The 24,886-nt window shown below is 67.2% G+C and carries 21 protein-coding genes and 1 pseudogene; 15 read left to right on the forward strand and 7 right to left on the reverse strand.

The genetic code is table 11. The features are described from left to right. The first annotated feature begins 251 nt into the window (after positions 1-251). From OG609_RS08755 to OG609_RS08765, 3 genes and pseudogenes are all read left to right on the forward strand, one after another. Positions 252-818 carry a DUF4365 domain-containing protein gene (locus OG609_RS08755; RefSeq protein ID WP_327272295.1) on the forward strand — a complete coding sequence of 189 codons (567 nt, stop codon included), beginning with the start codon at positions 252-254 and terminating at the stop codon, positions 816-818. Beyond that, positions 815-2,008, forward strand: coding sequence for a hypothetical protein (locus tag OG609_RS08760; RefSeq protein ID WP_327272296.1), 1,194 nt, complete (start codon positions 815-817; stop codon positions 2,006-2,008). Before OG609_RS08755 ends, OG609_RS08760 begins: the two co-directional genes overlap by 4 nt. Before the next feature lie 310 nt (positions 2,009-2,318). After that, positions 2,319-2,444: pseudogene (locus OG609_RS08765) on the forward strand (IS5/IS1182 family transposase); the annotation flags it as partial. Between the two features lie 195 nt (positions 2,445-2,639). Here the strand turns inward: OG609_RS08765 and OG609_RS08770 are convergent. The 3 genes from OG609_RS08770 to OG609_RS08780 form a co-directional block, all read right to left on the reverse strand. Further along, positions 2,640-4,616: a Druantia anti-phage system protein DruA gene (locus tag OG609_RS08770; RefSeq protein ID WP_327272297.1), complete on the reverse strand. Its 1,977-nt coding sequence runs from the start codon at positions 4,614-4,616 to the stop codon at positions 2,640-2,642. After that, positions 4,613-6,070 (reverse strand): ATP-binding protein, encoded by a 1,458-nt coding sequence (locus OG609_RS08775; protein WP_129266099.1) that lies wholly within the window; start codon positions 6,068-6,070, stop codon positions 4,613-4,615. The genes OG609_RS08770 and OG609_RS08775 overlap by 4 nt, the downstream gene beginning before the upstream one ends. Positions 6,071-6,159: 89 nt before the next feature. Next, positions 6,160-6,543 carry a hypothetical protein gene (locus OG609_RS08780; protein WP_327272298.1) on the reverse strand — a complete coding sequence of 128 codons (384 nt, stop codon included), beginning with the start codon at positions 6,541-6,543 and terminating at the stop codon, positions 6,160-6,162. A gap of 502 nt (positions 6,544-7,045) precedes the next feature. Here OG609_RS08780 and OG609_RS08785 point away from each other — a divergent pair. After that, the gene (locus OG609_RS08785) at positions 7,046-7,975 is read left to right on the forward strand and encodes a DUF5655 domain-containing protein (protein WP_327272299.1); all 930 of its coding nucleotides are present in this window, start codon (positions 7,046-7,048) and stop codon (positions 7,973-7,975) included. 54 nt (positions 7,976-8,029) lie between these two features. On the opposite strand, the gene OG609_RS08790 is transcribed toward OG609_RS08785, so the two are convergent. Continuing rightward, positions 8,030-8,776, reverse strand: coding sequence for a DNA-methyltransferase (locus tag OG609_RS08790; protein WP_047471334.1), 747 nt, complete (start codon positions 8,774-8,776; stop codon positions 8,030-8,032). Positions 8,777-9,354: 578 nt separating this feature from the next. On the opposite strand from OG609_RS08790, the gene OG609_RS08795 reads away from it, so the two are divergent. The 11 genes from OG609_RS08795 (at position 9,355) to OG609_RS08845 (ending at position 18,911) form a co-directional block, all read left to right on the forward strand. After that, on the forward strand, positions 9,355-10,500 hold the full coding sequence (locus OG609_RS08795) for a C40 family peptidase (RefSeq protein ID WP_327272300.1): 1,146 nt from the start codon (positions 9,355-9,357) through the stop codon (positions 10,498-10,500). Between the two features lie 89 nt (positions 10,501-10,589). After that, positions 10,590-10,898 (forward strand): DUF6112 family protein, encoded by a 309-nt coding sequence (locus OG609_RS08800; protein ID WP_023421641.1) that lies wholly within the window; start codon positions 10,590-10,592, stop codon positions 10,896-10,898. Beyond that, on the forward strand, positions 10,898-11,578 hold the full coding sequence (locus OG609_RS08805; RefSeq protein WP_327272301.1) for a hypothetical protein: 681 nt from the start codon (positions 10,898-10,900) through the stop codon (positions 11,576-11,578). The genes OG609_RS08800 and OG609_RS08805 overlap by 1 nt, the downstream gene beginning before the upstream one ends. 28 nt (positions 11,579-11,606) lie before the next feature. Beyond that, positions 11,607-13,016: an SCO6881 family protein gene (locus OG609_RS08810; RefSeq protein WP_327272302.1), complete on the forward strand. Its 1,410-nt coding sequence runs from the start codon at positions 11,607-11,609 to the stop codon at positions 13,014-13,016. A gap of 131 nt (positions 13,017-13,147) precedes the next feature. Beyond that, entirely contained in the window at positions 13,148-14,614 is a 1,467-nt protein-coding gene (locus OG609_RS08815; protein ID WP_327272303.1) for an SCO6880 family protein, read from the forward strand. A gap of 25 nt (positions 14,615-14,639) precedes the next feature. Continuing rightward, positions 14,640-15,092: a DUF6238 family protein gene (locus tag OG609_RS08820; RefSeq protein WP_327272304.1), complete on the forward strand. Its 453-nt coding sequence runs from the start codon at positions 14,640-14,642 to the stop codon at positions 15,090-15,092. A 25-nt stretch (positions 15,093-15,117) separates the two neighbouring features. Beyond that, positions 15,118-16,623 (forward strand): ATP-binding protein, encoded by a 1,506-nt coding sequence (locus OG609_RS08825; RefSeq protein WP_327272305.1) that lies wholly within the window; start codon positions 15,118-15,120, stop codon positions 16,621-16,623. 95 nt (positions 16,624-16,718) lie between these two features. Next, positions 16,719-17,354, forward strand: coding sequence for a hypothetical protein (locus tag OG609_RS08830; RefSeq protein WP_327277982.1), 636 nt, complete (start codon positions 16,719-16,721; stop codon positions 17,352-17,354). Positions 17,355-17,484: 130 nt separating this feature from the next. Then, complete coding sequence (locus OG609_RS08835) at positions 17,485-17,700, forward strand: hypothetical protein (protein ID WP_327272306.1); 216 nt, start codon at positions 17,485-17,487, stop codon at positions 17,698-17,700. Beyond that, on the forward strand, positions 17,701-18,096 hold the full coding sequence (locus OG609_RS08840) for a hypothetical protein (RefSeq protein WP_327272307.1): 396 nt from the start codon (positions 17,701-17,703) through the stop codon (positions 18,094-18,096). It abuts the gene before it with no gap. 50 nt (positions 18,097-18,146) lie between these two features. Continuing rightward, the gene (locus tag OG609_RS08845) at positions 18,147-18,911 is read left to right on the forward strand and encodes a hypothetical protein (protein WP_327272308.1); all 765 of its coding nucleotides are present in this window, start codon (positions 18,147-18,149) and stop codon (positions 18,909-18,911) included. 318 nt (positions 18,912-19,229) lie between these two features. Here the strand turns inward: OG609_RS08845 and OG609_RS08850 are convergent, their stop codons facing one another. The 3 genes from OG609_RS08850 to OG609_RS08860 form a co-directional block, all read right to left on the reverse strand. Then, positions 19,230-20,057: a hypothetical protein gene (locus OG609_RS08850; protein WP_327272309.1), complete on the reverse strand. Its 828-nt coding sequence runs from the start codon at positions 20,055-20,057 to the stop codon at positions 19,230-19,232. Further along, a complete protein-coding gene (locus OG609_RS08855; RefSeq protein WP_327272310.1) occupies positions 20,057-22,366 on the reverse strand; it encodes a WD40 repeat domain-containing protein in 2,310 nt (769 codons plus the stop codon). Before OG609_RS08855 ends, OG609_RS08850 begins: the two co-directional genes overlap by 1 nt. 140 nt (positions 22,367-22,506) lie before the next feature. Then, positions 22,507-24,624 (reverse strand): ATP-binding protein, encoded by a 2,118-nt coding sequence (locus OG609_RS08860; protein ID WP_327272311.1) that lies wholly within the window; start codon positions 24,622-24,624, stop codon positions 22,507-22,509. Between the last annotated feature and the right edge of the window lie 262 nt (positions 24,625-24,886).

The raw sequence follows: 24,886 nt of genomic DNA on the forward strand, positions 1-24,886 counted from the left end.
CGGGCTAGGACCTAAATAATCCCGCACGTCACTCTCTTGCTCGAGACTAAGGACTGTCCCGTAACCCCTCGCGGGCGTGCGACGACAGCTACGGCACCTCGCCGCGTTGCCGAAACGCCCGATCGCTCCGCGACGAGGGCGCTCCGGCGCCTTGCGATGCACCGCATCTGACGCCGCGCCCTTGACCCACCCGGGGCTACGGGACAGCCCTTAGTTCCGGCAAACGATTAAGTCATACCCAGTGGGGAACTGTGGCCGAAGACAGCACTGAGGAAAAGATGGGCGAGCATGACTTGGCAGAGGGCCAGGTTCCCATCACCGCACTACAGGAACACTTCAGCGTGTCGTACACGCGAATGATCTCTTACGCGGTGGGATGCTCCATAAAAACTCACGAGACCGATTACGAGGGCGTTGATATCACGGTCGTTTCTTCAACAGAATATCACGGCTACTATGGACCGCAATTCGAGCTTCAGCTGAAGTGCACCTACCAAGAGAGCCTACTTAAAGATGACAGCATGACGTGGAAGATGAAGGCAAAGCCGTTCCGGAAGCTAACTCGCACGAAGCGATTCATTCCTGCCTACCTTGGCGTGCTTCTCATCCCGCGCGAGCCAGAGCCATGGCTGCACACGAATGAATACGGCCTGTACACACGAAGCCGTATGTTTTGGGAGTCCGCGGATAACCTGAGACACGACGGCCCGATCGGTGAGCACCACACGGTTCATCTACCTCGTCAGAACCTCTTCACGGGGGAGCAACTTCTAGGCATCATGAAGTCGATCGGCGAAGCAGAGAGGGGCCTGAGGTGAACCGATCCGCGTTTAACAGCTACCGTGAGATTGCATCCACGCTGACCCCTTCCGCGGTCTCCCAGTTTCTGGCTTATCACGACTGGGAACTGGAACAGAAGCAGCCAGAAGTTCGCGAGGTATGGCGCTATCGGTCAACCTCGTTGGCCACCGCGCCGCGTGTCATGGTTCCGCTAGCCACAGATTTCGCCGACTTCACACCGCGCTTCGTGGACGCGTTGGAGTCGCTTGGCCATATTCACGACTGGGACGCCGAGCAACTACTAGACCGCATCATCGCCACACGTGCGGACCTATTCTTCGTGCGTCTCGATCAGGAAATGATCGATGGCACGATTCCTTTTCAGCAGGCTGAAAAGACGATGCAAGCGATTCTCAAGTTGATGAAGTCAGCTGCAACTACAGCCGCGGACCCACACCATCCACATAAGGGCAGGAGGCCAGCTCCGGTTAACGAGTATATGGAAGAGGATGTAAGGCTGGGACACACAAAGCGCGGCAGCTTTGTGTTTACCGTGGTGTCCCGTCTAGGCGAAACTGATCCGCAGTCAATCGATGGCCAAGAGCAACCCGCTATGGTTTTCCCGCGGCACGTCATGGAAACTCTGGCCAGAGGACTCGAGAGCACGAAACGTCTGACACAATCCTGGGATCAGGAGGCACTTTCATCTCCGAGCAGCCTGGGCCTTAGTGCGGGGCTAGTGGAGTCGCTCGAAGAGATGTCTCAGCCACAGCACCTCCGCACGCTCGACTTCTCCTTCGAATGGGCAGCGGCTGAACGAAGGCCAGACGTCGGCCTAGCGACAATTACGCTGGACCGAGACACGATTGGCGAGCTTCCGCGTGTCCGGGAACAACTCGTACGTAGGGAAGAGCCCGTACGGCGCGAAAGGCTCGCCGGTCTCGTTAAATCGCTCATACGGGATGACTCGATGCCCGATAGTGAAGAGGCAGGGACAGCTATTATCGCGGCGGAGGTGAACCGAAAGACCTTGCGAGTTCATGTTCCGCTAACGGGGGAGGACCACAACTGGGCAATCATGGCCTATGAGCGTCAACTTCCCTTCACCGTGACAGGAGACCTGACCTACGAACGCCGTGCTTGGCGCCTGACCGGCCGCATCGAGGTCGATCCGAGCTTCCTGCGCCACCTTTCGGGCACGGACAATCCCGACTCGGGGAGGTCCTGAGGGAGGTCATGTACGAACTCGTTGCGGCGCATGCCGGCCATTCCGACTTCCGTCCTGAGTGGCTGCCGATCGAGCACAAGCGAGAGTTGGCCGACAAGTTCTAGCTCTGCGTGCACAGGGGCAGCATTTACAGGCGGGGCCGCGCCGTTTGAGGCTGAAACCTTACAAGGGCCCGTCAAAGCGCTTCCAGCGTGGGCACTGATCGGGTGACGTCCGTGTGATGGGACGGGACCGCAACGCTCGAGGCTTCCGTCCCATCAAGGGGTGTGTTCGACGCCTCAACTTACAAGCAGGAGCCTTCTGTTGGACCCTGGCCCCTGCCGTTCTCGACCTCCCGCACACGCTGGTCAAGTCGGTCACGATGCTCATCGTTACCCGCGAAGCTGACCGGCGGTCCAAACTCCCGCCGCACCAGCATGTGCTCGTCACACCCGTATAACCGCCTCACCGTGGCACTCCCGCCCTCATCGCGGTCGGCCACGGGAGCCCCCTGCTGGAGTCCACCGGGTCGACCATGAGGCAAGCGACCACCGTGCCGTTGACCTCATCACAGCCGTGCTGCGCTGACGTACCTGACGCTCTGCGGCGCGCAGGACATGACCGCGCCCTCGCCCAAGAGGAGCGGCCCCCGCTACGTGAAGATGGGCAACATCTCTTGGTCGTTCGGAAGCGTCTCGTTTCCGGCGGGCAACGGTACCCGGGCACCATGCCGGACTGGCCGGACCAGGCTGTGGGTGCGCATGGACTCAAGGACGTCCTGGCGTGCCACCCTCCGCCGGCACCAGCGTTCGAACCACCAGTCGGCAACCCTGGCGTCTGCCTCAGGCAGTTCGGGATTAAGTAGGTACTCCGGTTTCTCGTCGATGCCGAGTGAGTAGTCCCGCAGGTTTTCGACCAACGGAACGCCGTAGAGGATGCGTTCACGTCCGTGCCTGAGGAGGTCGTTGGCGGGCCACCCAAGTGCGGCGATTCCTAGCCTCACCTTACGCAGACGGGGGCTGACGCCTTCACCGAACAGATTGTTGACTCGTACGAGTGATCCGCGCAGGGCTGAGAGCCGGACAAGTGCTTCGACGGTCTCACTGGAGAAATGGGAGGTTCCAAAGGAGCGCGACCGCCCGAGTTCATGGAATCCCATCCGGTTTTCCCTCATTCCTCCCATAACCTCGGCGGGCCAAAACAACCGGTTGTACTGGCTCGAACCAGTACCGTAGAGCGAGGTGGTTCCGATGAAGGAGAGGCGCGGCTCGCGCAGGATCGGACGGCCAGCCATCGCAGAGGCGATTTCACTGGGGCGTGCGTACTTGCTGCGGTAAGCAGCCAGCACTGTCGGTGAGACGGCTAGGGCCCCTACTAGCTTGCCCGCCACCAGCGCGTTATAGGGTGCTACGGCTCCACAGACGGTGAGGTCGGCGATCACGGTGCCGACCCGCTCTCCTCGTGTACGGCGGACCACGCGGCGCATCTGTGCCCGCGCCTTCGAGTCCGAGAAGGCTTTGGCAAGTCCTTCGGCTGTGGGGGGAGAGAGGTACGCCCCAAGGAGGGTGACGACCTCCAAGGTCTCGGCGAGCGCTGCTGCTCGCTTACTGCGAAATAGGTCCGTTGTGGCCCTATCCACCCACGCATCACGCTCTATGTTGCGGACCTCGCGAATAGTGCTGGCCTGGTGGTGCCGCTGACGATGCCGTTCTGCGTCAGCCCGCAGTTGGCCGATCACTTCCGAGGTGGGCGCCGCTAGGTCGGTCGGCTGAAGGACCCCGTCACGGAGGAGATCGTCAACGTAGATCTCTTCCTGCTGAGTCTTGATTCGTCGGGCAAGCCAGCGAGCGATATCGGCAGTCGGTGCCGCCCGCACCTGCTCGAGAAATTGGTCAGTTTCCCAGCCCATCCAGTGGTCGCGCTCGGCAATCTGGACAACCGGACTGGAGATGGCCGCCAGTCCAATGACAGCGTGGCACTCAGTGGCTGCGTCCCGGATCAGGATTGGCATTGAACGGCCAGGCACGGTTGCATAAGCGTTGGACCAAGTGTGACGGAAGTATCGCCAGATGTCGTGCAGCTTGAAGCCTGTCAGCTCGCAGGTCGAGGAGTCGACGATCTGAACGTACGGGCTGATGACCTCCGTGGTCACGCCGGCACTCTGTAGTGCGTCCGCCAGCTCCCGGCCGTCGCGCATCAGGTCGAAGATGGAGATCAGCCGGTCGCCGTGCTGGTGCGTGCGCTCCATCCTCTCGACGAAGCGCCGAACGCTGCTCTGCCTAAGCTGCTCATCTCGACGCAGATGCTCCTGCCGTTGGACACGGGCTTTCTCTGTCTCCCGGTCGCCGCTCGCCAGCGGGGGTGTGAACACGGGCCCGGGCTTAGCGGCCTGAATTGTCCAGCCTTGATCTACCAGATCGATGGCCGTGTAAGCAGCTGCCGCGAGCAGCGGCTGCTCATACAGGTTCTTGATCTTGGCTGCCTGGATCCAGTGATCGTGGCTGTTCACCCCCATGGATTCAAGCGGAGCGCTCGCCAGCAGGGTGCAGAGGCGAGCGAACGCCTGCGTCTCCTGGCGGGAGGCGTCGGCGGGGAGGCTGAGGGTGACGGGCTTGGCCTCTTCTTTCATGACTTCTGGAGCATCCGTCCGTAGGTTTTGCTCCATAGTCTCAGGAGGTCGTCACAGTCGTGACCATCGCTGACCAGGAGGGTCGTGGTGCGGGCGAAGGACAGGAGGAACAGTTCGAGAGCCGTGCGCAGGTCTTTCCCTGCCTCGTCACTCAGCGCCTGCAGGGGACGGTACAATGCCGCGAAAGCCGGATGATCAATATTGAGCGTGACATCGAGCGTGCGCCGCTTCAGGGCCGAGGTGAACATCGTCTCGATCGGCAGTTGCTCGGACCCGATCCTGTAGCTCAGGGCGCCCGACCCCTTGCCGGTCGACCGGATCACGGGCAGGTCCGCGTCCGCGGCCTCCGCTATGCGGCAGGACGTCTCTGTTGCCGCCTGGAACTTCACCTCCTCGAAGGCCTGACGTACGCGCGCATTCAACAGCCGGGCGATCGATTCCAGCTCCGGCCCCAGGGCCTCCTGAAGTTCTTGAGACGGCCGGATCCCCTGCTTGTTTACCGTGATTCCAAAGTGCTCATCGAGGACAGGATCGAAGTCGATCTCACATCGCCACCAGTCGTCGTAGTTTTCCTTGCGCTTCGCCCCCATGAGATGCCAGCCACTCGCGATCTCTCGGCCGGCACGCAGGATGGAGACGCCTGCCCCGCCGACGATGCCCATGCGTCGTTTGGTCACGTTGTCTAGGTGATGCCAGTGCTGAACCGGCAGCATCACAAACCGGACGGAGACGAAGGCCGTCTTGCCCGCTGAGGTGGCAAGTTCGTACCGGATCGGCTCGAAGGCCAGCCGCGCGCTGCGGCCCTCGACTTTGGTCGTGAGGAGCGTGGGATCGATTGGGTCGACACGCTTCCCATTGATGGTCAAGGTCAGTCCGCCGCTGCTTAGGAAGCGGCGGTACAGACGTCCGAGGTCACGACGCAAGGCCCGCTCAAGCCAGGCGAGGCGCCGATACTCGATGCGGTCGCAGTTCAGCCAGACCACCCGGCACCCCGAGCCCACAGTACTGCCAGATAGGCGACGGGCACGAAGATCGACTGGGGCACCAGCAACGACCGCGTCAACATCCAAAAAGACCTGATATGCACTTCGGTTGTTCTGCCAGGCCGTTACCTCGATCCGTCGAGCTTGGCTCAGCGATGCGGCAGGCAGCCCCATGCCGAACCGACCGAACGACCGTCGCTCGTCGAAGCGTGACGAGCCACCGAAGCGGAGACACGCCTCGATCTCGGAACGCGACATCCCGCGGCCGTTGTCCTCGACACAGATCTCCGGATCACCGTCCGCCTTGGCTCGGACAACCGTGATCGCGACCTCGGTCGCTTCAGCTTGGAGGGAGTTGTCGACGAGTTCCGCCAGGGCGGTCGAGAGGCTGACGTAGCCTGACTCCCGAATCGCACGGATGAAGTTGGAGGAGACCAGGAGGTCGTCCTTCCGGTGCGTCTGCTGGCCCATCGCCACTCCCATGACTTGCTCAAATGCCTGCACCGAGAGTAGCTGCATCGAGGCGGCCTGGGAAGTAGATCATCTTGGTGCGGCAGAGGTCAGGCCGGCCTGGTCCCGATCGTGACCGTGATCCGCTTGGTTTTGGCTGGTTCGACCAGATCCAGGCCCGACCCATCCGCCATCAGGAGACGGGCTGTAGGACGATTGGCCCCAGCAACGAACCGATAGGGCTCCGCGGACTCGAGCAGGACAACCCGACCCGTGCGCTGCAGATCGAACGAGATGACATGGCTCGTCGTGTCGACACGGAGGGTGCGATCGACGACGTCCGCCGCTGTCACCACCTCCCCCGCTAGCGCCTCTAGAGGCGGCAGCATCGTCTTCAGCGAGTTGATGCCAAGCACCTGGAGTACGGAGATCTTCTGCCCCATGAGGGGCTCCAGCAGATGCATGATCTCTGCTGCTGACTGGATGGTGGCCATGCAAGCATCATGACGGATGGAGGAGCCATGCAGGCGCCGGGCTGATCGATTGCCCCCTTGATAGCTCAGTGAGGGACGCCCTCCGTGGGAGAAACTCGCAGTTTCACGATGGTTCGCTGCCCCCTTGGTAACCGGCACACCTTCCCCTCAGCCTCGATCCACCGCGTGAATCCTGATCCGCTTTAGGATGATTTGACGGTTTCGGCTAGAGATGGGTGCCGGATGGCCGGTCCGGTGGCGGGGTCTCCGAGGTCCTTCAGACCGCGGGCGGGCAATCGGTCCGGCTGGTCAGTGCGCAAGCGGTGACGACCGCACGCCGACCTTCGGGCCGTCACGGCGGAGGCTGAGCGGCGCATCGGTTTCCACAGCGTCATCCCCTTCCAGCCCAGCATGTGCACACCCCTTGAGCGTCGCCTTGCTGAGTGATCGAGCTGCCCGCAGATGGAATATGCAATGCGTTCGTTCGATTGGTCTTCTTGCAGAGATCACAGGAGGGGTGCTGGTGGCCGAGCTGATGATGTTCCGACGGGACGCGGACGGACGGGATGTCGAGCTGTCCAGTTCTACGGTGCCGCTGGAGGTGGAGTTGCAGCGCCGGGTCGAGGCCGGCCTGCAGCAGATGTTGGGCGTCAGCTTCCTAGCGTCGGAGTATCCGACCGGTCCGTGGCACCGAGGGCGGATCGACACCATTGGGTTGGACGAGAACGGCAGCCCGGTGGTGATCGAGTTCAAGAAGGGCTCCGACAGCGGAGTGATATCTCAGGCGGTGTCCTACCTGTCCTGGCTCGAGTCGGCGCACCACGAGTTCGAGGCGCTCGTGCGGAAGGTGCTGGGCGCGGAGGCCGCCGAGTCCGTCGACTGGCGTCGTCCGCGGATGATCTGCATCGCTGCCGGCTTCTCGCACCACGACCGGGTGGCCGTGCAAAGGTTGCCCGAGCGGATCGACCTGGTGCGCTACCGGATCTTCGACGGTGGCCTGCTGGGGCTGCTACTCGTTGACTCCGTGACCGGCTTCCCGAGCGCTGCCGCGTCTCGCCGGGGCCGGGAGCGGGCAACCGTGGTCGACAGCGTTCCGACGGCTCCGGCGATTCCTTCGGGTGGCGGGGTGGTGCCGGAGTGCCTGCGGGACCTGTACGCGGAGCTGGACGAGGCGCTCACGGCGTGGGGCGAGGTGGAGGTGGCGTCGCTGCGGCACTACATCGCCTACCGGCGGTTGGTGAACGTGGCGTCGGTGATCTTCCGTCCGAAGCACGAGGCGATCCTGGTGTACCTCAGGCTCGACCCGGACACAGTCGAGCTGGAGGAGGGCTTCACCCGGGACATGCGCGGCATCGGACACCTCGGGACCGGCGACCTGGAGGTCCGCGTCGTCTCGGCAGCCGACTTGGAGAAGGCGACGCCGCTGATCCGGCGGGCGTTCGAGTCGGCCTGACGTAACAGGAGGGGCGGCTGCGGGCCGCCGGCCCCGGCCTCTCCGCTCTCACGCTCATGCCTCCGGTCCGGCCAGCTCGAAGTCGTCCTTCGTCAGTTCGGCCCGCAGCCGCTCCTCGGCGACGTCGGCGTAGTGCGCGGACAGCTCGACGCCCACGAAGCGGCGTCCCTCGCGCAGGGCCGCGACCCCGGTGGAGCCGCTGCCGGTGAACGGGTCGAGGACGGTGCCGCCCTCGGGGCAGACCTGGACGAGCTGCTGCATGACCTCGACTGGCTTCTGGGTGATGTGAACCCGGCCCTTGCGGGGCTGGGAGGCGATGTAGTGGCCCGGCAGGTAGAGGTCGCGGGTGTTGTCGAGGGAGCCCTTGACGCCCCAGATGATGAACTCCGAGTCCTGCTTCGGTCCGCCCTTGCGGGGCCGGCTGGACGGCTTGATCCACGGAATCGTGCCACTCCAGGTCCACCCCGCCATCTGCAGTGCGTCGGAGGTGGTCGGCTCCTGTCGCCAGTCGGTGAAGACCATCGCGACCGCGTGCTCGGTCGAGGCCCGGTACGCCTCGGTGAGCAGTTCGGTGAGCCAGGAGCGGTAGGAGCGCTGGTCGCGGTTCTCGCCGGGGAAGTTGGCGAGGTCGTGCGCCGAGTTGCTCGTGACGTACTTGGCACGGGCGGTACGGCCGGTTCGATCGGAGCTGGTGCGGCCCCCAGAGTTGTACGGCGGGTCGGTGATCACCGCCTGGACGCTCTCGTCCGGGAGGGACTTCAGGACGGTCAGGGCATCGCCTCGGTGCAGCGTGTAGCTCATAGGGAGGGCCTCTCTTCGGGCTCGGCGGAGTCTGGACCCGCTCCGGACAGCGCTCAACGGCGTGTATCCGGCGCGAGGTTGCAGCGGAGGTTAACGGCGAATTCCGGCCGCACCTAACGAGGCTGCTCCCTCTTCGGCCCCCGGGACGGCAGTCGTTTGGTGCGGCCGGAATCCCGGTCTACTGTCTCGCCGTGCCACCGGGAAGGAGTGCTGCTCCACCCCCGTTGAGCTGTGCTTATCCGTGCCGTCTCGTCCAATCGAGCCGCGTCGGAGGCATGTTGCCCATCTGCCCGCGAGCGCCGTGAGGAGGCCCTGTGCACTGCCTGAGATTACGAGCGCGGCTGGCTGCCGCGCGTGACCTGAAACCGGCGTCCGGGAGCTACCAACTCCTCTGACCCGGGCCCGCCGAGAGGCGGATACACATCGGCGCGGTGCCGACGGCTTTGCACGAGAAGTCGGCACCGCGCCTCCTACGAACACCGAGGAGCCGCTGCGATGCAGCATGCCCTGACACACCCACGCCCGGACCCCCCTCCGTCACCTGGTCGGCACCGCAGTCGTACTGAGCGGCGGCGGCGATGAAGAAGACGACCGGAGCACTCGTCGGTCTGTGCGCCACCGGACCACTGCTGCTGGCACTGCCGATCCTTGGCATCGGTGCCGGGACCGCCTCGGCCTCGTGCTCGACCGACGGCGCACAGGGTGTGGACACCTCCGCCGTCGCCAAGCAGGTGAAGGCCATCCTGGACGGCGGCGACAAGGGATCGGTCTCCGTGCCGGGCCTGGACGCACCTGCCGATCAGGTGCCCAACGCCAAGACCATCCAGGCCACGGGCGTCGCGATGAACATCCCCGCCCGAGGGCAGGTCGTCGCCCTGGCGACCGCTCTGCAGGAGAGCGGCCTGCGGAACCTGACCTACGGCGACCGCGATTCGCTGGGTCTCTTCCAGCAGCGGCCGTCGATGGGCTGGGGCACGGCCAGCCAGATCCTTGACCCGGTGCACGCCTCGACGAAGTTCTACGAGGGGCTCAAGAAGGTCTCCGGCTGGCAGTCCCTATCTGTCGCCCAGGCCGCCCAGGCGGTGCAGAAGTCGGGCTTCCCGGAGGCGTACGCCAAGTGGGAGCCGCTGGCCACCGCCCTGCAGAAGGCCATCGAGCCCCTGCTGCAGAAGGCCGGCGGTGCATCGCCGAGCCCGTCGCCGTCCGGCTCTGCCGACACCGGCAGCCCCTCTCCCGATTCCGCGGGCGGTTGTTCGGCGGACGGCGATGGAACGGACTTCGGCACCATCCCGGCGGGCGCGCTGCCGGACGAGTACAAGATTCCCGCCTCCGCGCCGCCGAAGGTGCAGACGGCGATCCGGTGGGCGCTCGGCCAGCTCGGCACCCCGTATCAGTGGGGCGGCACTTGCACCGACTCCCACGGCAAGAACCCGATGGGCCGCTGCGACTGCTCCTCCCTGATGCAGGGCGCGTACAAGGCCGCCGGGGTCACCCTGACGCGGACCACGTACACGCAGGTCAAGGACGGCAAGGCCGTCTCGGTCGATGCCCTCAAGCCGGGCGACCTCCTCTTCACCGAGGGGACGGCCGCCGTACCGGAACACGTCGGGATGGCGATCGGACAGGGCCTGATCGTCCACGCCCCGCACACCGGTGACGTCGTACGGATCACCACCGTCGCGTCCTGGAAATCGCGGATTCTCGCGGCCCGCCGAGTCGTCTGACCGGCGCTCCTCCCCCTCCTCACCTCCCCCTCGCACCGCTGGTTCGCCCCGCCGGGCTTTGGCGTGCGCTCATTCGAACTGGAGTTCCCATGTATCTCGCTGACCAGGTCATACAGCTCGCCTACGACCCCGGAATCAAGCCGAACGAGGGCGGGCTCCCTGGCCTCAACGTCCTCAAGCAGGTAATGGGCTCGATCAACCTCTTCGGGCTCATCGCCGTGGTCGGCGCCCTCGCCGTCAGTGCGGGCGTGTGGGCCTGGGGCCACCACTCGGGTGGTCACCAGGCCGAGGCGAACGGGAAGAAGGGCGTGCTGGTGAGCGCGGGCGCGGCCCTTCTACTCGGTGCGGCCAACGGTGTGGTGGCGTTCTTCTCGACGCTCGGGACGCAGGTCCACTGATGGCTCAGCACTCCACCCACCCCGGCGGCGCATCTCGCGTGCGCCGCCGGGCGCTGCTCGGCGCAGCCGTCCTGGCGGTGCTCGTCGCCCTCGCCGGCCTGGCCGCTTACCTCACCCGCGAGGGCCGAAGCCCCTCCGATACTGCGGCGCCACCGCCGAGTTCGCCCACGGCGTCCTCGTCGTCCGCGGCACCGTCCGGGCCGCACACCCGGCCCCGCGCTCTCCCCGTTCCGCCGAAAACGCACGACCCGATCACGTACGGGAAGGCCGCCGCAGCAACGCTGTGGTCGTACGACACCCGCGCGTACTCGCAACCCGAGCTGCGCAAGGCGCTGCGCGGCTGGCTGACAATGGAGTCGAAGTACGCCGATCCGGACTCCGTCGACCAGGTGGTCCCCTCGGCCGTGCTGTGGAAGGAGATGGCCGCCAACAAGCAGGTCGCCATCGCCAAGATCAACGAGGGGCACTTCCCGCACGCCTTCACCCAGGCCCTCCAGGACGACCCCGGGGCGATCACCCAGGCGTACGTCTACGCCGTCACGGTCTCCGGCAAGCAGTCGATTCGCTGGAAGGGCTCGTCCGCCGGCGGCGCGGAGAGCCGTTCCACCACCCTCGCGGTCCAGTGCCGACCCAACCACCCCTGCGCCCTGGTCGGCGTCATGCCGTCCGTCGCGCCCTGACCCTCGCCCCAGAACGGAGGTACGACCCATGGGAGTCTGCGACTTCCCGCTGATGGACAAGGTGTGCGGCGCCGTCGACTTCGCCACCAACCCCGCCGGCACCGTCACCGACGGTCTCGGCGCGTGGATCGCGAAGTCGGCGGGCGAGCTGGCGTCCAGCGCGGCCGACCTGGCCGCCAAGGCCGTCAACAAGACGACGGCCATCGATCTCAACGCCGGGTGGTTCCGGGACAACTACGAGCTGTTGCTGCCTATCGGCCTCGTCCTGACCGTCGGCATCTTCTGCATCCAGCTCATGACCGCGGCCTGGCGCCGAGACGAACGTGCCCTCGCCAAGGCGGCGTTCGGCACCATGACCGGAGTCCTGTTCAGCTTCTCCGCCATCGCCTTCACCACCGTCGCCATCACCGTCGTGGACGCGCTGTCCGACGGCCTCTTCAAAGCCGCCAACACCTCGATCGACGACGCGATCCGCCGTGTGATCAAGGTTGATCAGATGGGGGCCATGTACGGCCTCGGCTGGGGTGTGCCCGCGCTGGTCGCCTTCGGGTGCACGATCGGCGCCTTCCTCTACTGGGGCGTGATGGTCGCCCGCAAGGTTGGCGTCCTGATCATGGTCGCGCTCGCGGTATTCGCGGGGGCCGGCGGCGGCTGGGAGGTCGCCAAGCGGTGGCGGCGCGGCTGGATCGAGGCCACCGGCACCCTGATCGTCTCCAAGCTCCTGATGACCGTCGTCTTCCTCATCGGCGTCTCCGCCATGGGCAAGACCGACGCCAGCGACGGAATGGCGGCCCTGTCCGACGCGATGGCCGGCATCGTCGTGATGGTGCTGGTGCTGCTCTGCCCCTACGCGACGTACAAGTTCGTCCACTGGGCCAGCGACGGCGGCGGCCACGACGACATGCACCGCACTGGTGTCGCCGGCATGGCGGTCGCCGCAGGAGCCGCGAAGACCGCAGGCAGCCTCGCACTGCGGGCCGGTACCGGCACCCCAGCTCCGCAGGGTCCGAACCAGGTCCCGGGTGCAGGGACCGATGGCGTCGCCTCCGGCATCAACCCCTCCGGCGGCACCCTCAGCAAGGAGGGCATCGACGCTGGTCCGCCCAAGCAGCAGTCCCGCTTCCGGTACGGCGAAGACCCGAACGCGAGCGGCGACAAGGGCCGGGCCCTGATCCAGCGCCCCGGGATCCCGCCGCTGATCACACGTCACGGCGAGGACGAACCGGACGGGGCCGAAGTGACTGCCCAAGGCGTTGCGGGCGGCTCCGGTCACCTCACAGGTGCATCGGCTCCAGGCGGCGACATGACCTCCATGCCGCCAGCCAACCCCGGACCTTCGGCCTCGGGCACTCCGGCGTCCGCGTCCGGACCGTCGGCCACCGGCTCTGCGACGCCGACGAACTGGGTGTATCCCACCCAGTCGCCGTCGGGTTCCTGACCCACATCCCGGGGGCGGGCCGCACTCCACGGCCCGCCCCCGCCTCCCCACCAGCAGGAAGGTTTCGCCATGACGTCCAGAAGACCGCCGCGCGCCCCGTCCTCTGCCCGCTCCCACCGTCTGGAACCACCATGTCCGGCAAGCACCAGTCCTCCACGCCCACCGTGAAGTTTCCCCACCGCAGCAGGCGCGGCGTCCTGCTCGGCCTGACCATCCCGCAGTTGGTCGTCGCTGGACTCACCGGCCTTCTCCTTCTCGCCGTGATCCTCGCCCGCGGTGTGGTCGGCGCCCTCCAGCTCATACCGCTGTGGGCGGTCATCGCGCTGCTCGTCTTCGTCCGCCACCGAGGCCGTGCTCTGGCGGACTGGGCCCCGATCGTCGTCCGATACGCGCTGCGCCGGATGCGAGGCCAGCTCGTCTGGCTCACCCGGCCCTCCCGCCGACCGACCCGCGAGGGACTGCTCCACCTTCCCGGCACCGCTGCCAGCCTGCGCGTGACCACTGCTCCCGATGGCAAGTACGGCGCCGTCCACAACCCGCACACCGGGACGCTGACCGCGGTGGTCAAGGTCTCCTCCCGCGCCTACGCCCTGCTCGACCCGGGCACCCAGCAGGCCAACGTCGGCGGCTGGGGACGCGCGCTGGCGGCCCTCGCCCGTACCGGGCAGATCGCCCGCATCCAGGTGATCGAGCGCACCATCCCCGACTCCGGCGACGCGCTGCGCCGCTACTGGGAAGAGCACGGTCGACCCGACACCCCGATGGCCGGCGCGATCTACAACGAGCTGATCCAGAGCGCCGGTCCCGCAGCCGCCCCGCACGAGGCGTACGTCGCGGTTTCCCTGGACACCAGGGCGGCCCGCCGACTGATCAACCAGGCCGGCGGCGGTCTCACCGGTGCCTTTAGTGTCCTCGCCCAGCTCACCTCGACGTTCGACCAGGCGGCGCGGACCGCCGGTCTCACCCCGACAGGCTGGCTCACCGCACGCGAAATCGCCGCTGTGGTGCGCACCTCCTACGACCCGAAAGCGCTGGCGACACTCGACCGCTGGTCCACGGCTGGTCGCCCCGAGGCCGAGCCCGCCGCCGCCGGCCCCGTCGTGGTCGTCGAAAAGGCGGACCACATCGCCACCGACTCCGCCGTGCACGCCACCTACTGGGTGGAGAACTGGCCGCGCACCGAGACCAGCGCCGGCTTCCTGCACCAGCTGCTGTTCACCGGCGGGGTCCGGCGCACGCTGTCGCTGTCCTACGAGCCGAAGAACCTCGACGCCGCCCTGCGCGACGTGCAGCGCAAGAAGTCCAGCGTGATCGCCGATGCTGCCGAGCGGGCCCGGCGCGGTCAGGTCGACTCCGAGGCGGACTCGATCGAATACCAGGACATCAAGTCCCGCGAACGCCAGCTCATCGCCGGGCACGCCGACGTCGCCCTGACCGGTCTGCTGACCGTCTCGGCCGACACCGAGGACGAGCTGCGCACCGCCTGCGCCGTCGTGGAGACCGCCGCCGTCGGCGCCCAGCTCGATCTCCGGCCCCTGACCTGGCAGCAGGCCGAGGCATTCACCGCCGCCGCCCTGCCGCTCGCGCTCGCTGCCTGACCCTTCCCTTCGAAAGAGCACCCTCATGTCCCGCACCGCCAGCCCGACCGCGCAGGACTTCGTGCCCTTCGCCACCGCCGCGCTCGACTTCCACCGGGCACTCAACATCCCGGGCGGCCCGCTGGTCACCACCCGGGCCGAGCTGGACGTCCTGCACGCCCACCTCGTCTCGCTGTACGGGCTGCTCGACGCCCACGCCGGTCGCACCGGGCAGCTCGTCGCGGTCGAGGGCGACCAGCTCCGTACCGCCCGCACCCGCATCTGGCAGGCCGCCGAGTACCTCCACGCCGCCTACCACGCGGCGCCCCGGCCGGACTCCGGCGAGATCCCCGAACCGGAGGGGTGCCAGGCCGGCCTTCCAGAGGGAGCACCGGAACTGACCATCTGCCAGCGCCACCAGCGCACAGCGCATCTCGTGCGGCGGCGCACCACCCCGGCCGACCTGCACGCCCCGTTCACCGGCCTCGTCCGCCGCTGATCCACCCCTCACCTGGAGAAACGTCATGCCCCATACCCGCGCCAGTGCCTCCCCTCTGTTTGTGCCCCGTAAGGCGACGCGCGCCGAGCAGCGGGCCGCCCGATCCGGTTTCGCCGAAGCCCGCCGCCAGGCACGCCTCGCCGGAAACCCGTCCAAGCACCGCGCCGAGCAGACCCTCGACCCGGATCTGCGGCCCACCTATCCGCTCGCCGGTCGCCCCGGTCCGGCCTCCGCCCGCGGTGGCAAGCTCGCCCTGCCCGCCCACCGGATGACCACCGCCACAGCCAGTGGCGCGTACCCGTTCGTGGCCGAGGGCGGCCTGGGCGCCGAAGGGGTGTTCATCGGCCGCGATGTGCACGCGGAGGCGGCCTTCTGCTTCGACCCGTTCTCGCTCTACAACAGCGGCAGGGTGGAGGGCTTCACCAACCCCAACGCGGTCCTGGCCGGAATCATCGGCATGGGCAAGTCGGCGCTGGCGAAGTCGATCGCCACCCGGTCGATCGCCCACGGCTACCGGATCTACATCCCCTGCGATCCCAAGGGGGAGTGGACCGGTGTCTCGCAGGCCCTCGGCGGCTACAGCATCGCCCTGGGCCCGGGGCTCCCCGGCCGGTTGAACCCGCTGGACGCCCCGGCCCGGCCCGCCTCCGTGAGCGAGGAGGACTGGTTTACGGAGGTTCGCAAGCGCCGTCTGCTGCTGCTGGCCAGCCTCGCCCGCACCGTACTGAAGCGCGACCTGCTGCCGATGGAGCACACCGCCCTCGACCTGGCCCTGGATCTGGTCGTCGCTGACGCCGCCGCCCGGGGCACGGTGCCGCTGCTCGGCGAGATCGCGCACGTACTCGGCTCCCCCGAACGCCTCGACCAGGCCCTCGGCCACCAGGTGGGGCACCTCGGTTCGGCCGCCCAGGACCTCGCGCACGCCCTGAGGCGTCTCGTGCACGGCGATTTGAGCGGCATGTTCGACGCCCCGAGCACCGTGTCCTTCGATCCGACCACACCGATGCTGTCCATCGATCTTTCCCGTCTCGGCGGCTCCGGTGACGACACGGCATTGGTGCTGGCGATGACGTGTGCGAGCGCGTGGATGGAGTCAGCCCTCAGTGATCCCGATGGTGGTCGACGCTGGGTGATCTACGACGAGGCGTGGCGGCTGATGCGGCACGTCGGGCTGCTGGAGCGGATGCAGAGCCAGTGGAAGCTCTCCCGAGGGCTGGGCATCGCGAACCTGATGGTGATCCACCGCCTCAGCGATTTGCTCTCGGCGGGCGACGCCGGCTCACGCGGCCGAGTCCTGGCCGAGGGCCTGCTGGCCGACTGCTCCACCCGCATCATCTACCGCCAGGAGCCCGACCAGCTCGCCGCCGCTGCATCTCTGCTCGGCCTGACCGGCGTCGAGACCCAGGCGGTGTCCGCCCTGACCAAGGGCCGAGGTCTGTGGAAGGTCGCCGACCGCTCCTTCATCACCCAGCACATCCTCCACCCGGCCGAGCGGGAGCTGTTCGACACCGATGCCCGCATGGCGGCCTAGCCCAACGACCAGCTCAGCAAAAGGGATCGATCATGTCTGCTTCTTCTACTTCTCCTTCCTCCGGTGATAACCAGCCGTCGCAGGCCACCGACCCCTTGGCGTGGCGACGGCACCTCCCGGCACTGGCCTCGGCCGCCGCCGGCATCAACGAGGCGTCCGACGCCTGGGACGCGGTCTCGGACTCCCTCTGCGACGCGGACGGCTGGCCGCTGGACGACAAGGTCTACGGGGACGGGAAGGTCAAGCGAGACGCCGAAGCGTGGAAGCACGCCGAGGTTTTCCTCGACCACGGACCCGAGGTGCTGGCCGGGGTCCGCGCCGCCGCCGACGGCCCCGACTACGTCGAGGGACCGATCAGTGACGACCTCCGTCGGCTGCGCGGGATCGACACCACCCTGCTCCGGGCGGAGGAGCTGCGGCACGAATGGGACGGCGTCATGGCGCTCATGGACGGTTTGCAGCCGAGCGTGCTCCACCTCTACCAGGAGCGCGCCGAGGAGCACCGCAACACCGAAGGCTGGCACTACGCACACGAACTGTCGCATCAGGGAACGGCGTTGGTGCGCGTCGGCGAATACCTCACTCACCGGGCGGACGCCGAACGGCCGGCGCAGACCGAACGGGCGCGCGTCGCCCTGACCCGGTCCACTCACAACACCCCTGCTGTGTCGCCCGCTTCGCCCCAGGTCCCCCCGGCATCGCATCCGCCGACTCCCGGTCGCTCGCGGTGATCCCTAGCACGCAGTCACGGCAGCACCAAACCGCCCGATCATCGGATCCTCATGGACCACCGCACTCCTTCAAGCTCCACACTCCCGGCGGCTCCCACCGTCCGACGGGGCGTTCGCAACGGAGAACTCCATGCACCACGAAACCCCGCCCCCGACCGCCGAGTCCGATCCGCGTCGCCTTCAGGCCGCCCTCTGTTCCGCGCTCGGGCAGCGCGGCCTGGAGTGCACCGTCGAGTACGGCCTCAGCGACTACATCGTCCACGCCGAGCTTCCCGACGGTAGTTCGCTGATCATCTCGCCCCCGCAGGAGCCGCCCTCCGCGCACCCCGAGTCCCCGGAAGGCTAGATGGTCACCCGCCACCGGTCCGCCGAGCCTGCCGTCTACGAGGTGATCTACGACTCCGAGCCAGACGGTCCGCATGCGCGCCACGGCGGCAGCGTGCCGGATCTCCTCTCCGCTGTCGACGCTCGCCTGGACCAGCTTGGCGTACCGCCCCGCCAGGAGCAGGAACGATCCGGCAAGGAGCGCGCCGCCAACGTGCTCCCGCCCGACTCCGCTCCATCCCGGGCGAGTGTCGCTCTCGCCTCTTCGCCGTCGATCGGCCAGCACGTGCTCCCGACCGGTCCGCCGACGGAGTCTTCCGCGCGGGCCGCGCTGCCGCCGGCTCGTCCCTCATCCGCCCCCCAGGCTCTGATCGACCGCGACCCAGGAGTCCTCCGTGCACCGCACCCCCAGACCTGATCCGCCCGTCGCCCGCACCCGTAACCGCACCCGCCTCGGATGGATCTGCCATGCCCAGCCACTACGACGTGCTGCCCGACCTGGCCTTCGGCCACCACCCCGTCCACGGCATCGTCGCCGCGAACCCGAAGAACCTCGCGGCCAGCACCTGGATGCTCAAGGGATTCGACTTCCATCCCGTCCGCGACCAGCCGACGTTGTACGCGCTGGCCGACCAAAACCGTGACGGACACGGCCGTACGAGCCGGGCCATCGAGCTGCTGCGCAAGGCCGGCTACCAGGTCGATGTGGACGCCGCACTTGACCCTGCACTGGCGCCCGACACGGCACAGGTACGCGACCGCGGTCCGCTTGGTGAACCAGACGTCGCCTTCGCCGATCACCCGCAGCTCGGCATCGTCGCAGCCCTCGACGACCGCGTCTTCGGCCTCAGCGGGCTCGTGCTGGTGGAGGACGGCTGGCGGCACAACTCGAGCCTGGACATCTACACGCTCCCCGCGACTACCGATCGCGTCGAGGCGCTGGGGAAAGTCGCCGACGCCACGGTGGCCCTGCACTGTTCGGGGCTCCAGGTCGCAGTGCAGCCCCGCCTCGCTCAAGAGGTGACAGCCCGGCCCCGTCCTGCTGCCACGCCGGCCGCCGGCCGTGAGCGCGGCCATGGTCCCGCTCGCGCGTCTCCGTTGAGCGCCGCCGCGCTCGCCGCCAGCCCGGCCCGTGCCGGTATCCCGGGCAGGGCGCCGGTCCCCGCCTCCGCCGTCACCACAGCGGCGGTCCGGCCGGTTGACCCCCGCATCGCGTACTCACGCGACCGCTGATCCAACTAGGTAAGTCGGGTGGCCGACGACTGGGAGGGATGACGTTCCTCCTCTGTCTCGGGCACAGGGAGCGCGGCCGCCGCGCTCCCGTACAGCAACGGCCCCACTGAAGGCGTCGACGCCGAGACCAATCGGATCACGTACCAGATACACGAACAGAGCAGGCTTCCCACTTCATCGCCAGCGCACCCTCTTCGGACAGAGGCACCCGCCGTCACCCTCGCATGTGAGACGGCGGCGTCCGCTCTGGGACAGCTCCGGCCACGGCGGCATCGTTGCTGCCGCCGGGGCGCGTGCTTGGCTCGCCTGTTGCTTCGATCAGCCCAGATAGCGGGTTACGGCCTGGGCCGTCTCCCGGTTCGCGAGGTAGCCGGCCGCTTTGTGGAAGGCGAAGGCTCCGATCCCCGTTCGGGCATTGGTGGTCACCTTGTCGAAGTGCTCGGTGAGGGGCTGGGGGATTGCGACGAGGTCGCCAGGGTCCGCAATGTTGACCCAGGCAGCCGCGCCGTGCGGTCGGCTCCCCTTGCCGTCGGTGTACGGGTGCTGAAGGTGCGGGAAGACGATGTCGGGCATGGCGAGCGGGGACCCGACGGTGATCAAGGCGTCCACCTTCACGTCGTGCCGCCACAGGGTGTCGTATGCCACCACGGATCCCAGCGAGTGGGCGATCAGTACGGTGGGCGAAGTCCGCTCGATTGCCTCCACGAGCCGTGCCTGGACCGCTTCGCGAGTGGTTGGGGAGTGCAGGTAGGCGACGAGGTCGGGGAAGAAGCGGGCGATCAGACGCCGGACGGTGTCGTTGTCGAGCCCCTTTCGGCGGGCGACCGCATCGGCAACCCAGCGCAAGGGAGTGGCAATGCGCCCTTGGGCCTCGTCGAGGTTCACGCCGTGCAGTTCGGCCCATCGGCGGGCGGCGTCGGCGGCCTCGGGCGGCAAGTGGTCCAGGTCCTCACCCTGGGGGATCTCGCCGGTGGGCTGCAGGAGGTCCGCGTAGTACACCATGTGCACGTCCGCCGCCTCGACGGGAGTTTCCAACCCGCGGTTGAGAGCCGCGGTCCACACCGCGCCGAGGCGGGCGGCGGCAGCGGGCGGTTCACGGTCGGGATCGAACTGGTTGACGCCGTGGATGGTCAGGATGTGGGGCATCAGTCACTTCCTCGCGGTGCGGGCGGTTGCTGCTGGGTGGTGGTGAAGACGGAGACTTCGCGGCCGTATCCGACGACGAGAGTTCCGTTCTCATGGGCGACTGTCTGAACGAAGTCGGGCAGGTCGATGCGGTCGATCTGGTCTCCGCTCGTTGGATCCCAGATGCGCACCGTGCCGTCCCTGCTGCCGGAGAACAGGACCCGATGCCCGGCGAGTTCACCGAACACGAGGGACCGAACGGCGTCTCGGTGCCCGCGCAGTGTGCGTAGTAGGGCGCCGTCGTCGAGGCGTCGCAGCGTGATCAATCCGGCGTCGTCTCCGGCCGCGGTACAGGGCGTCGAGTCGATTTCGGCCGCTGCTACGGCCTTGACAGCCTCGCTGTGGAATCGCCGTTGCAGTGGCCGACCGTCCTCCAGTGAGATGACGCGGTAGTCGCCGTTGAAGTGGCCGGTGACGACCGCAGGTCCGTGGGCGCCGTCGGCGATGGCCAGACAGGCGACGCTCTCTTCGCGTGAGGAGGGAACGAGCAGGCGGTCGGGCTGGCGGCCCGTGTAGGGCTCCCAACGTGCGGCGGTGCCGTCGTTCGTTCCCACGATCACCTGGATTCGTCCATTGACGCCGGTGTGTACGGCCACTGTGTTGATCGCCGCGCTGCCCATGCGGAGGGTGACGTCGCGTCGTCGCGTGGCGTAGTCCCACACGGCGAGCACGCCGCCAGCTCCACCGGCGACGATTTTCGCCCGGTGATCGTGGGCGAAGACGGCGCACGCCTGGAGGAAGTCCCGTTCGGGCACCGTCACGCGGGCCAGGGACCGCCCCGTGCCCGCGTCGAAAATCCGCACGTACGGGTCACTGCAGGTGGTGACGGCCTGAAGCAGGCCGTCCTCCTGGTGCAGTGCGACGGCGCGGACCCAGTTCCCGTGCCCCTCGGGAGCTTCGGACGGCCGCTCGCGGCGTAGGTCCCAGGTCCGAACCGTGCAGTCCTTCGAGCCGGTCACCGCGATGGGACGGCTTTCCACGTCGGCGGCGGCCATGGCGGTGACGTCACTTGTGTGTCCTGCGAGAACGTCGCGAGGCTGACCGGATTCGGCGTCCCAGGTACGGACGGTGTCGTCTTCGGAGGACGTGAGCAGAACGCGCCGACCTCCGACGGTGTGGGTTGTGATGACAGTGATGGGAGCTGCGTGGGCCTGTGTCGTCTTCAGGAGCTCGCCCGAGTCGAGATTCCAGGTACGCAGGGTTCCGTCGCGGTGGCCGACGATGGCGCACCAGCGGTCGCGGGAGGCATGAACGGTGAGGGCTGTCACAGCGTCCCGCAGCCGTGTGGCGCCGGGGGCGTGGAGGGTGTGGAGGGTATGGAGGACCGTTCCAGTGTGTGCGTGCACGACGGTGCAGGCGCCGCTGGCATGACCGAAGAGGGCGATGCTCTGGTCCCCGACGTCGCCGACGAACTGGGCGGTGACTCGGTCGGCCTTGCGCAGCACACCACGGTGCAATATGGCTCCGTCGGGGAGGGTGAAGGCGCTGACGACATTTCCCTCGGTCACGCTGAGGCCGAACCGTGTGCCGCGTTCCCGGCAGGCGGCGACGTACCGTGCCTGCCTGCCAGCGGCGGTGACGGTGATCGCGCGCACGGCCCGTGTCCCCCGGGGCAGGTCGACCACGACGGGGCCGCCGCCCGTCGCCAGGACGACGCGGCCGTCTGCGGCGGGGGCGAGCTGTCTCACCGCGCTGCCCGTGTCCAGAACACCCAGCGGTTCACCCGACAGCGGGTCCCACCACACGAGCCGGTCGCTCCCCGTCAGGACGATGCTCCGCCCCTGCACAGATGCGACCGCGACAGCGTCAACAGGAGCGGTGTGCAGCAGAACGTGCCGTGCCTGGCCGGTGCGGAGATCCCAGATTCGTGCCGTACGGTCCGCGCTGGCCGTAACGGCCACGGCAGTGTCGATGAGCCCTGCGACAAGGATCGCGTTGATGCCCCCACCATGCCCGGACATGGTGGCGCCGGCCGACGAGGAGACGTTGTCGGCGGTTGACCAGACACAGCGCCAGGTCGGTTGCCGTCCTCCCGGCGAGATCTCGATCCGCTCCGCAAGATCCCCGTGTCCGAGTCGCCTCGCGTCTAGAGCGAGGATCTGACGTCTGGCACCGGTGTCCACGTGCTGATGCCAACTCAGCGAGGCGCAATACACGTCGAGGAGCTGGCGGGTCAGCCCGGGAAGATCGTCACGGAAAGGGGGCAGCGCGGCGAGAATCGACCGGGGTTCCGCGTTGATGAGGAACTCGCCGTCCGAGAAGAGACGCATCAGAGCAGGCCAGCCGACGCGTGCGGCATGCTCGACGGCATGCCGGCGCATGTACGGGTCGGCTAGGTCCCAGCGATCGGATCCACCCGAGTGTGGAAGGGCCTTAAGTAACTCGCGGAAGACCGCATCCTCCGGACCGTTCATGATGCATCTCCGGTGTCCCGGAGGGCATGCGGATCAGGGAGTTCCCTGGCGGACGCGCGCAGGTGGTCGACAAGTTCCTGGTGGAAGAGGCGGTACAGAGTGGTGCCGTATGAGGGGTCGACGTCCTGCCTCAGGTAGAACGACATTCCGGTGAGCACCGCGTCGACGTCTTCGCGGCCCGGAGCGTCGCAGGCGGGCGGGAGCGCGGCGGCGACCTGGGGAAGCAGATGAGCCGGCATACCGCTGCCCTTGCCGAAGGCTAGGGCCGTCATGACACGGCGTGCCCATGGGTGCGTGCGCTCGTCCGTCAACTGTCCCTCCAACAGGGAGGCGAAGGTCATCGGCATTTCGGCCACCGCAGCGTCGACTGCGTCCTCGGTGAGGGGGGCTGCCTGAGCGAGGGACCGCACAGCCATCTGAGCCTTGAGGAATTCACCGCCGTGTGACGACCCCACCACGCGCTCCGCGACAGTCCGTGGGATCCGTATGCGCAGCTCTCGCTCGGATGAGTAGGGATCGGTCTCGTAGAGCAGTCGCTCCACGTACATTTCCAGATCCTGCTGGAGCTGTCTTCGGTCCGCGGCGTCGAGGTCCACCAGAAGTTGACTGCCGCCGAACACAGTGGCCGCCAGCTGGGGCAGTTGGTCCCAGTGCGGCCGTACGCCCACCAGGAGCTGGCATGCCCGCCTACGTGGCCCGTCGGGAAAGACCTGCTCGGCCAGTGGCAGAAGGAGTTCCACGGTGATCTGCACGCTGTCGGTGGCCTCGTCCAGTCCGTCGACCACGATGAGCGGCTCATCAGGGAGCGAGGCGACGGCATTGACGAGTTGCTGGGAGCTCCAGCCCTCGATCGGCTGCTCCAGGTCGAGTTGAGCGCCGATGCTGTCCATGGTGTCGGCCAAGGTCATCTGCCGCGCGTGTACCGCAGCGACCAAAGGGCGTTGCTCGGGTCGCGCGCGCGGTGGGATCTGCTGTACGAGCGTGCCGCGCATCACTCTGGCCAGTTGGGTCTGCGTGCAGCAGACGACGGCGCCCAGAAGAGCGGACTTGCCCACCCCCGGACTGCCGGTTACGACACACAATGTGCCGTGTTCCGCGCCGTCCGACAGCCAGTCGGCCACCTTCACCAACTGGTCCGTCCTGCCGGAGAAGAGACTGACCCCGTTGGCAGGGTCGACGTTGTGCCGCCCAGATGCCTTGGAGAGGTAGTGGTCGACGTCTAGAGCCGGATGGACCTCGGCCATGAAGTGCTTGAGGTCCCAGTAGCTTTTCAGTTCATACCGTTCCGCCGGGTCTTCGCGGAACCAGGGATTGAGTAGAAACTCCGTGCTCGGGCCCTCTAAGGCACTGGAGATCACTTCCTGCTCGGGAGCCCCTGCCTTCTTGCATAGCTCCATCACCGTGCGATGCAGCTCATCCTTGAACCACGTGAGACGTACGAAGCGTTGGCTCGGATTGATGTCCTTGTGGCCGCGCACGACCCCAGAGAGAACCTCGCACACTGCTTCGGAGAACCGCCCGCCCCATGCCTGTTCGTCGCCCGGGCACGCGGCGATCACAAAAGCCTTCCGTCTTGTGTACTTAATGTTATTTGTCCAGTCCAGAGCACCGCCACCGTGACATGCATCCACCAGGAGCAACAGGTGCCCCGACCTCGGGTCCTCTCGGTCCGCCCGACTGAGGAAGGTGCGGACGGCGAAGGACATTTCGGGGGCGTCGTCGTGGCCGGGGTCGGGAGTATCGGTGGCAGCGATCATCAGGTCGGTTTCTCGGCGACGGTCGAGAAAGCCGTGGCTGAGCATGTGGACGACCATCCGGTCCCCGCCCTTGATCGCGGCTAGGACCTCGGCCATACGGGCGTTCAACGACTCGCTGTCGAGATCCAGCAGGTGAGTCGTTTCGGGCGCGACCAACGGGCTGAGTCTGGCAGCCACCCGGCGCCCGAGCGCTGGCGCGAAGCGGAGGTCTCTCCAGCTGGACCGACCGGGTGGATCCTCGTCCTCCAGGTCCCAGTCTTCCGGCTCCTCGTCCTCTGGCACCGGAAGGCGGAACTTCGACATCGTCACGACGACAGCCTTGGCGAGCAAAGGCGTCTGCTCCGCGTTGTCCCCCATGCTTGACACCCTTGTCTGCTTCCAACTGCGCTCACTGTAGCGGGAGTACGTTATGCCACTGTGGCGATTGTCCGTCCGGGGATCGCGGGTACTGCTTGCGCCCCAGGGAGCTCTAGAAAGTTCCGTCGCGGAGCATCGCGAAGAGATATCCGGCCATCCAGGCTCAATCCGGCCCGCAGACGCACCTCCGCCACCTGTGCCCACCCGGAGGGCGATGCCCACGGCGAGGCGGCACAGGCCGTCCCCTGGGGCGCGGGCTGTC

Origin of the sequence: Streptomyces sp. NBC_01224 (genome assembly GCF_036002945.1) — a bacterium.
Lineage (GTDB): Bacteria > Actinomycetota > Actinomycetes > Streptomycetales > Streptomycetaceae > Streptomyces.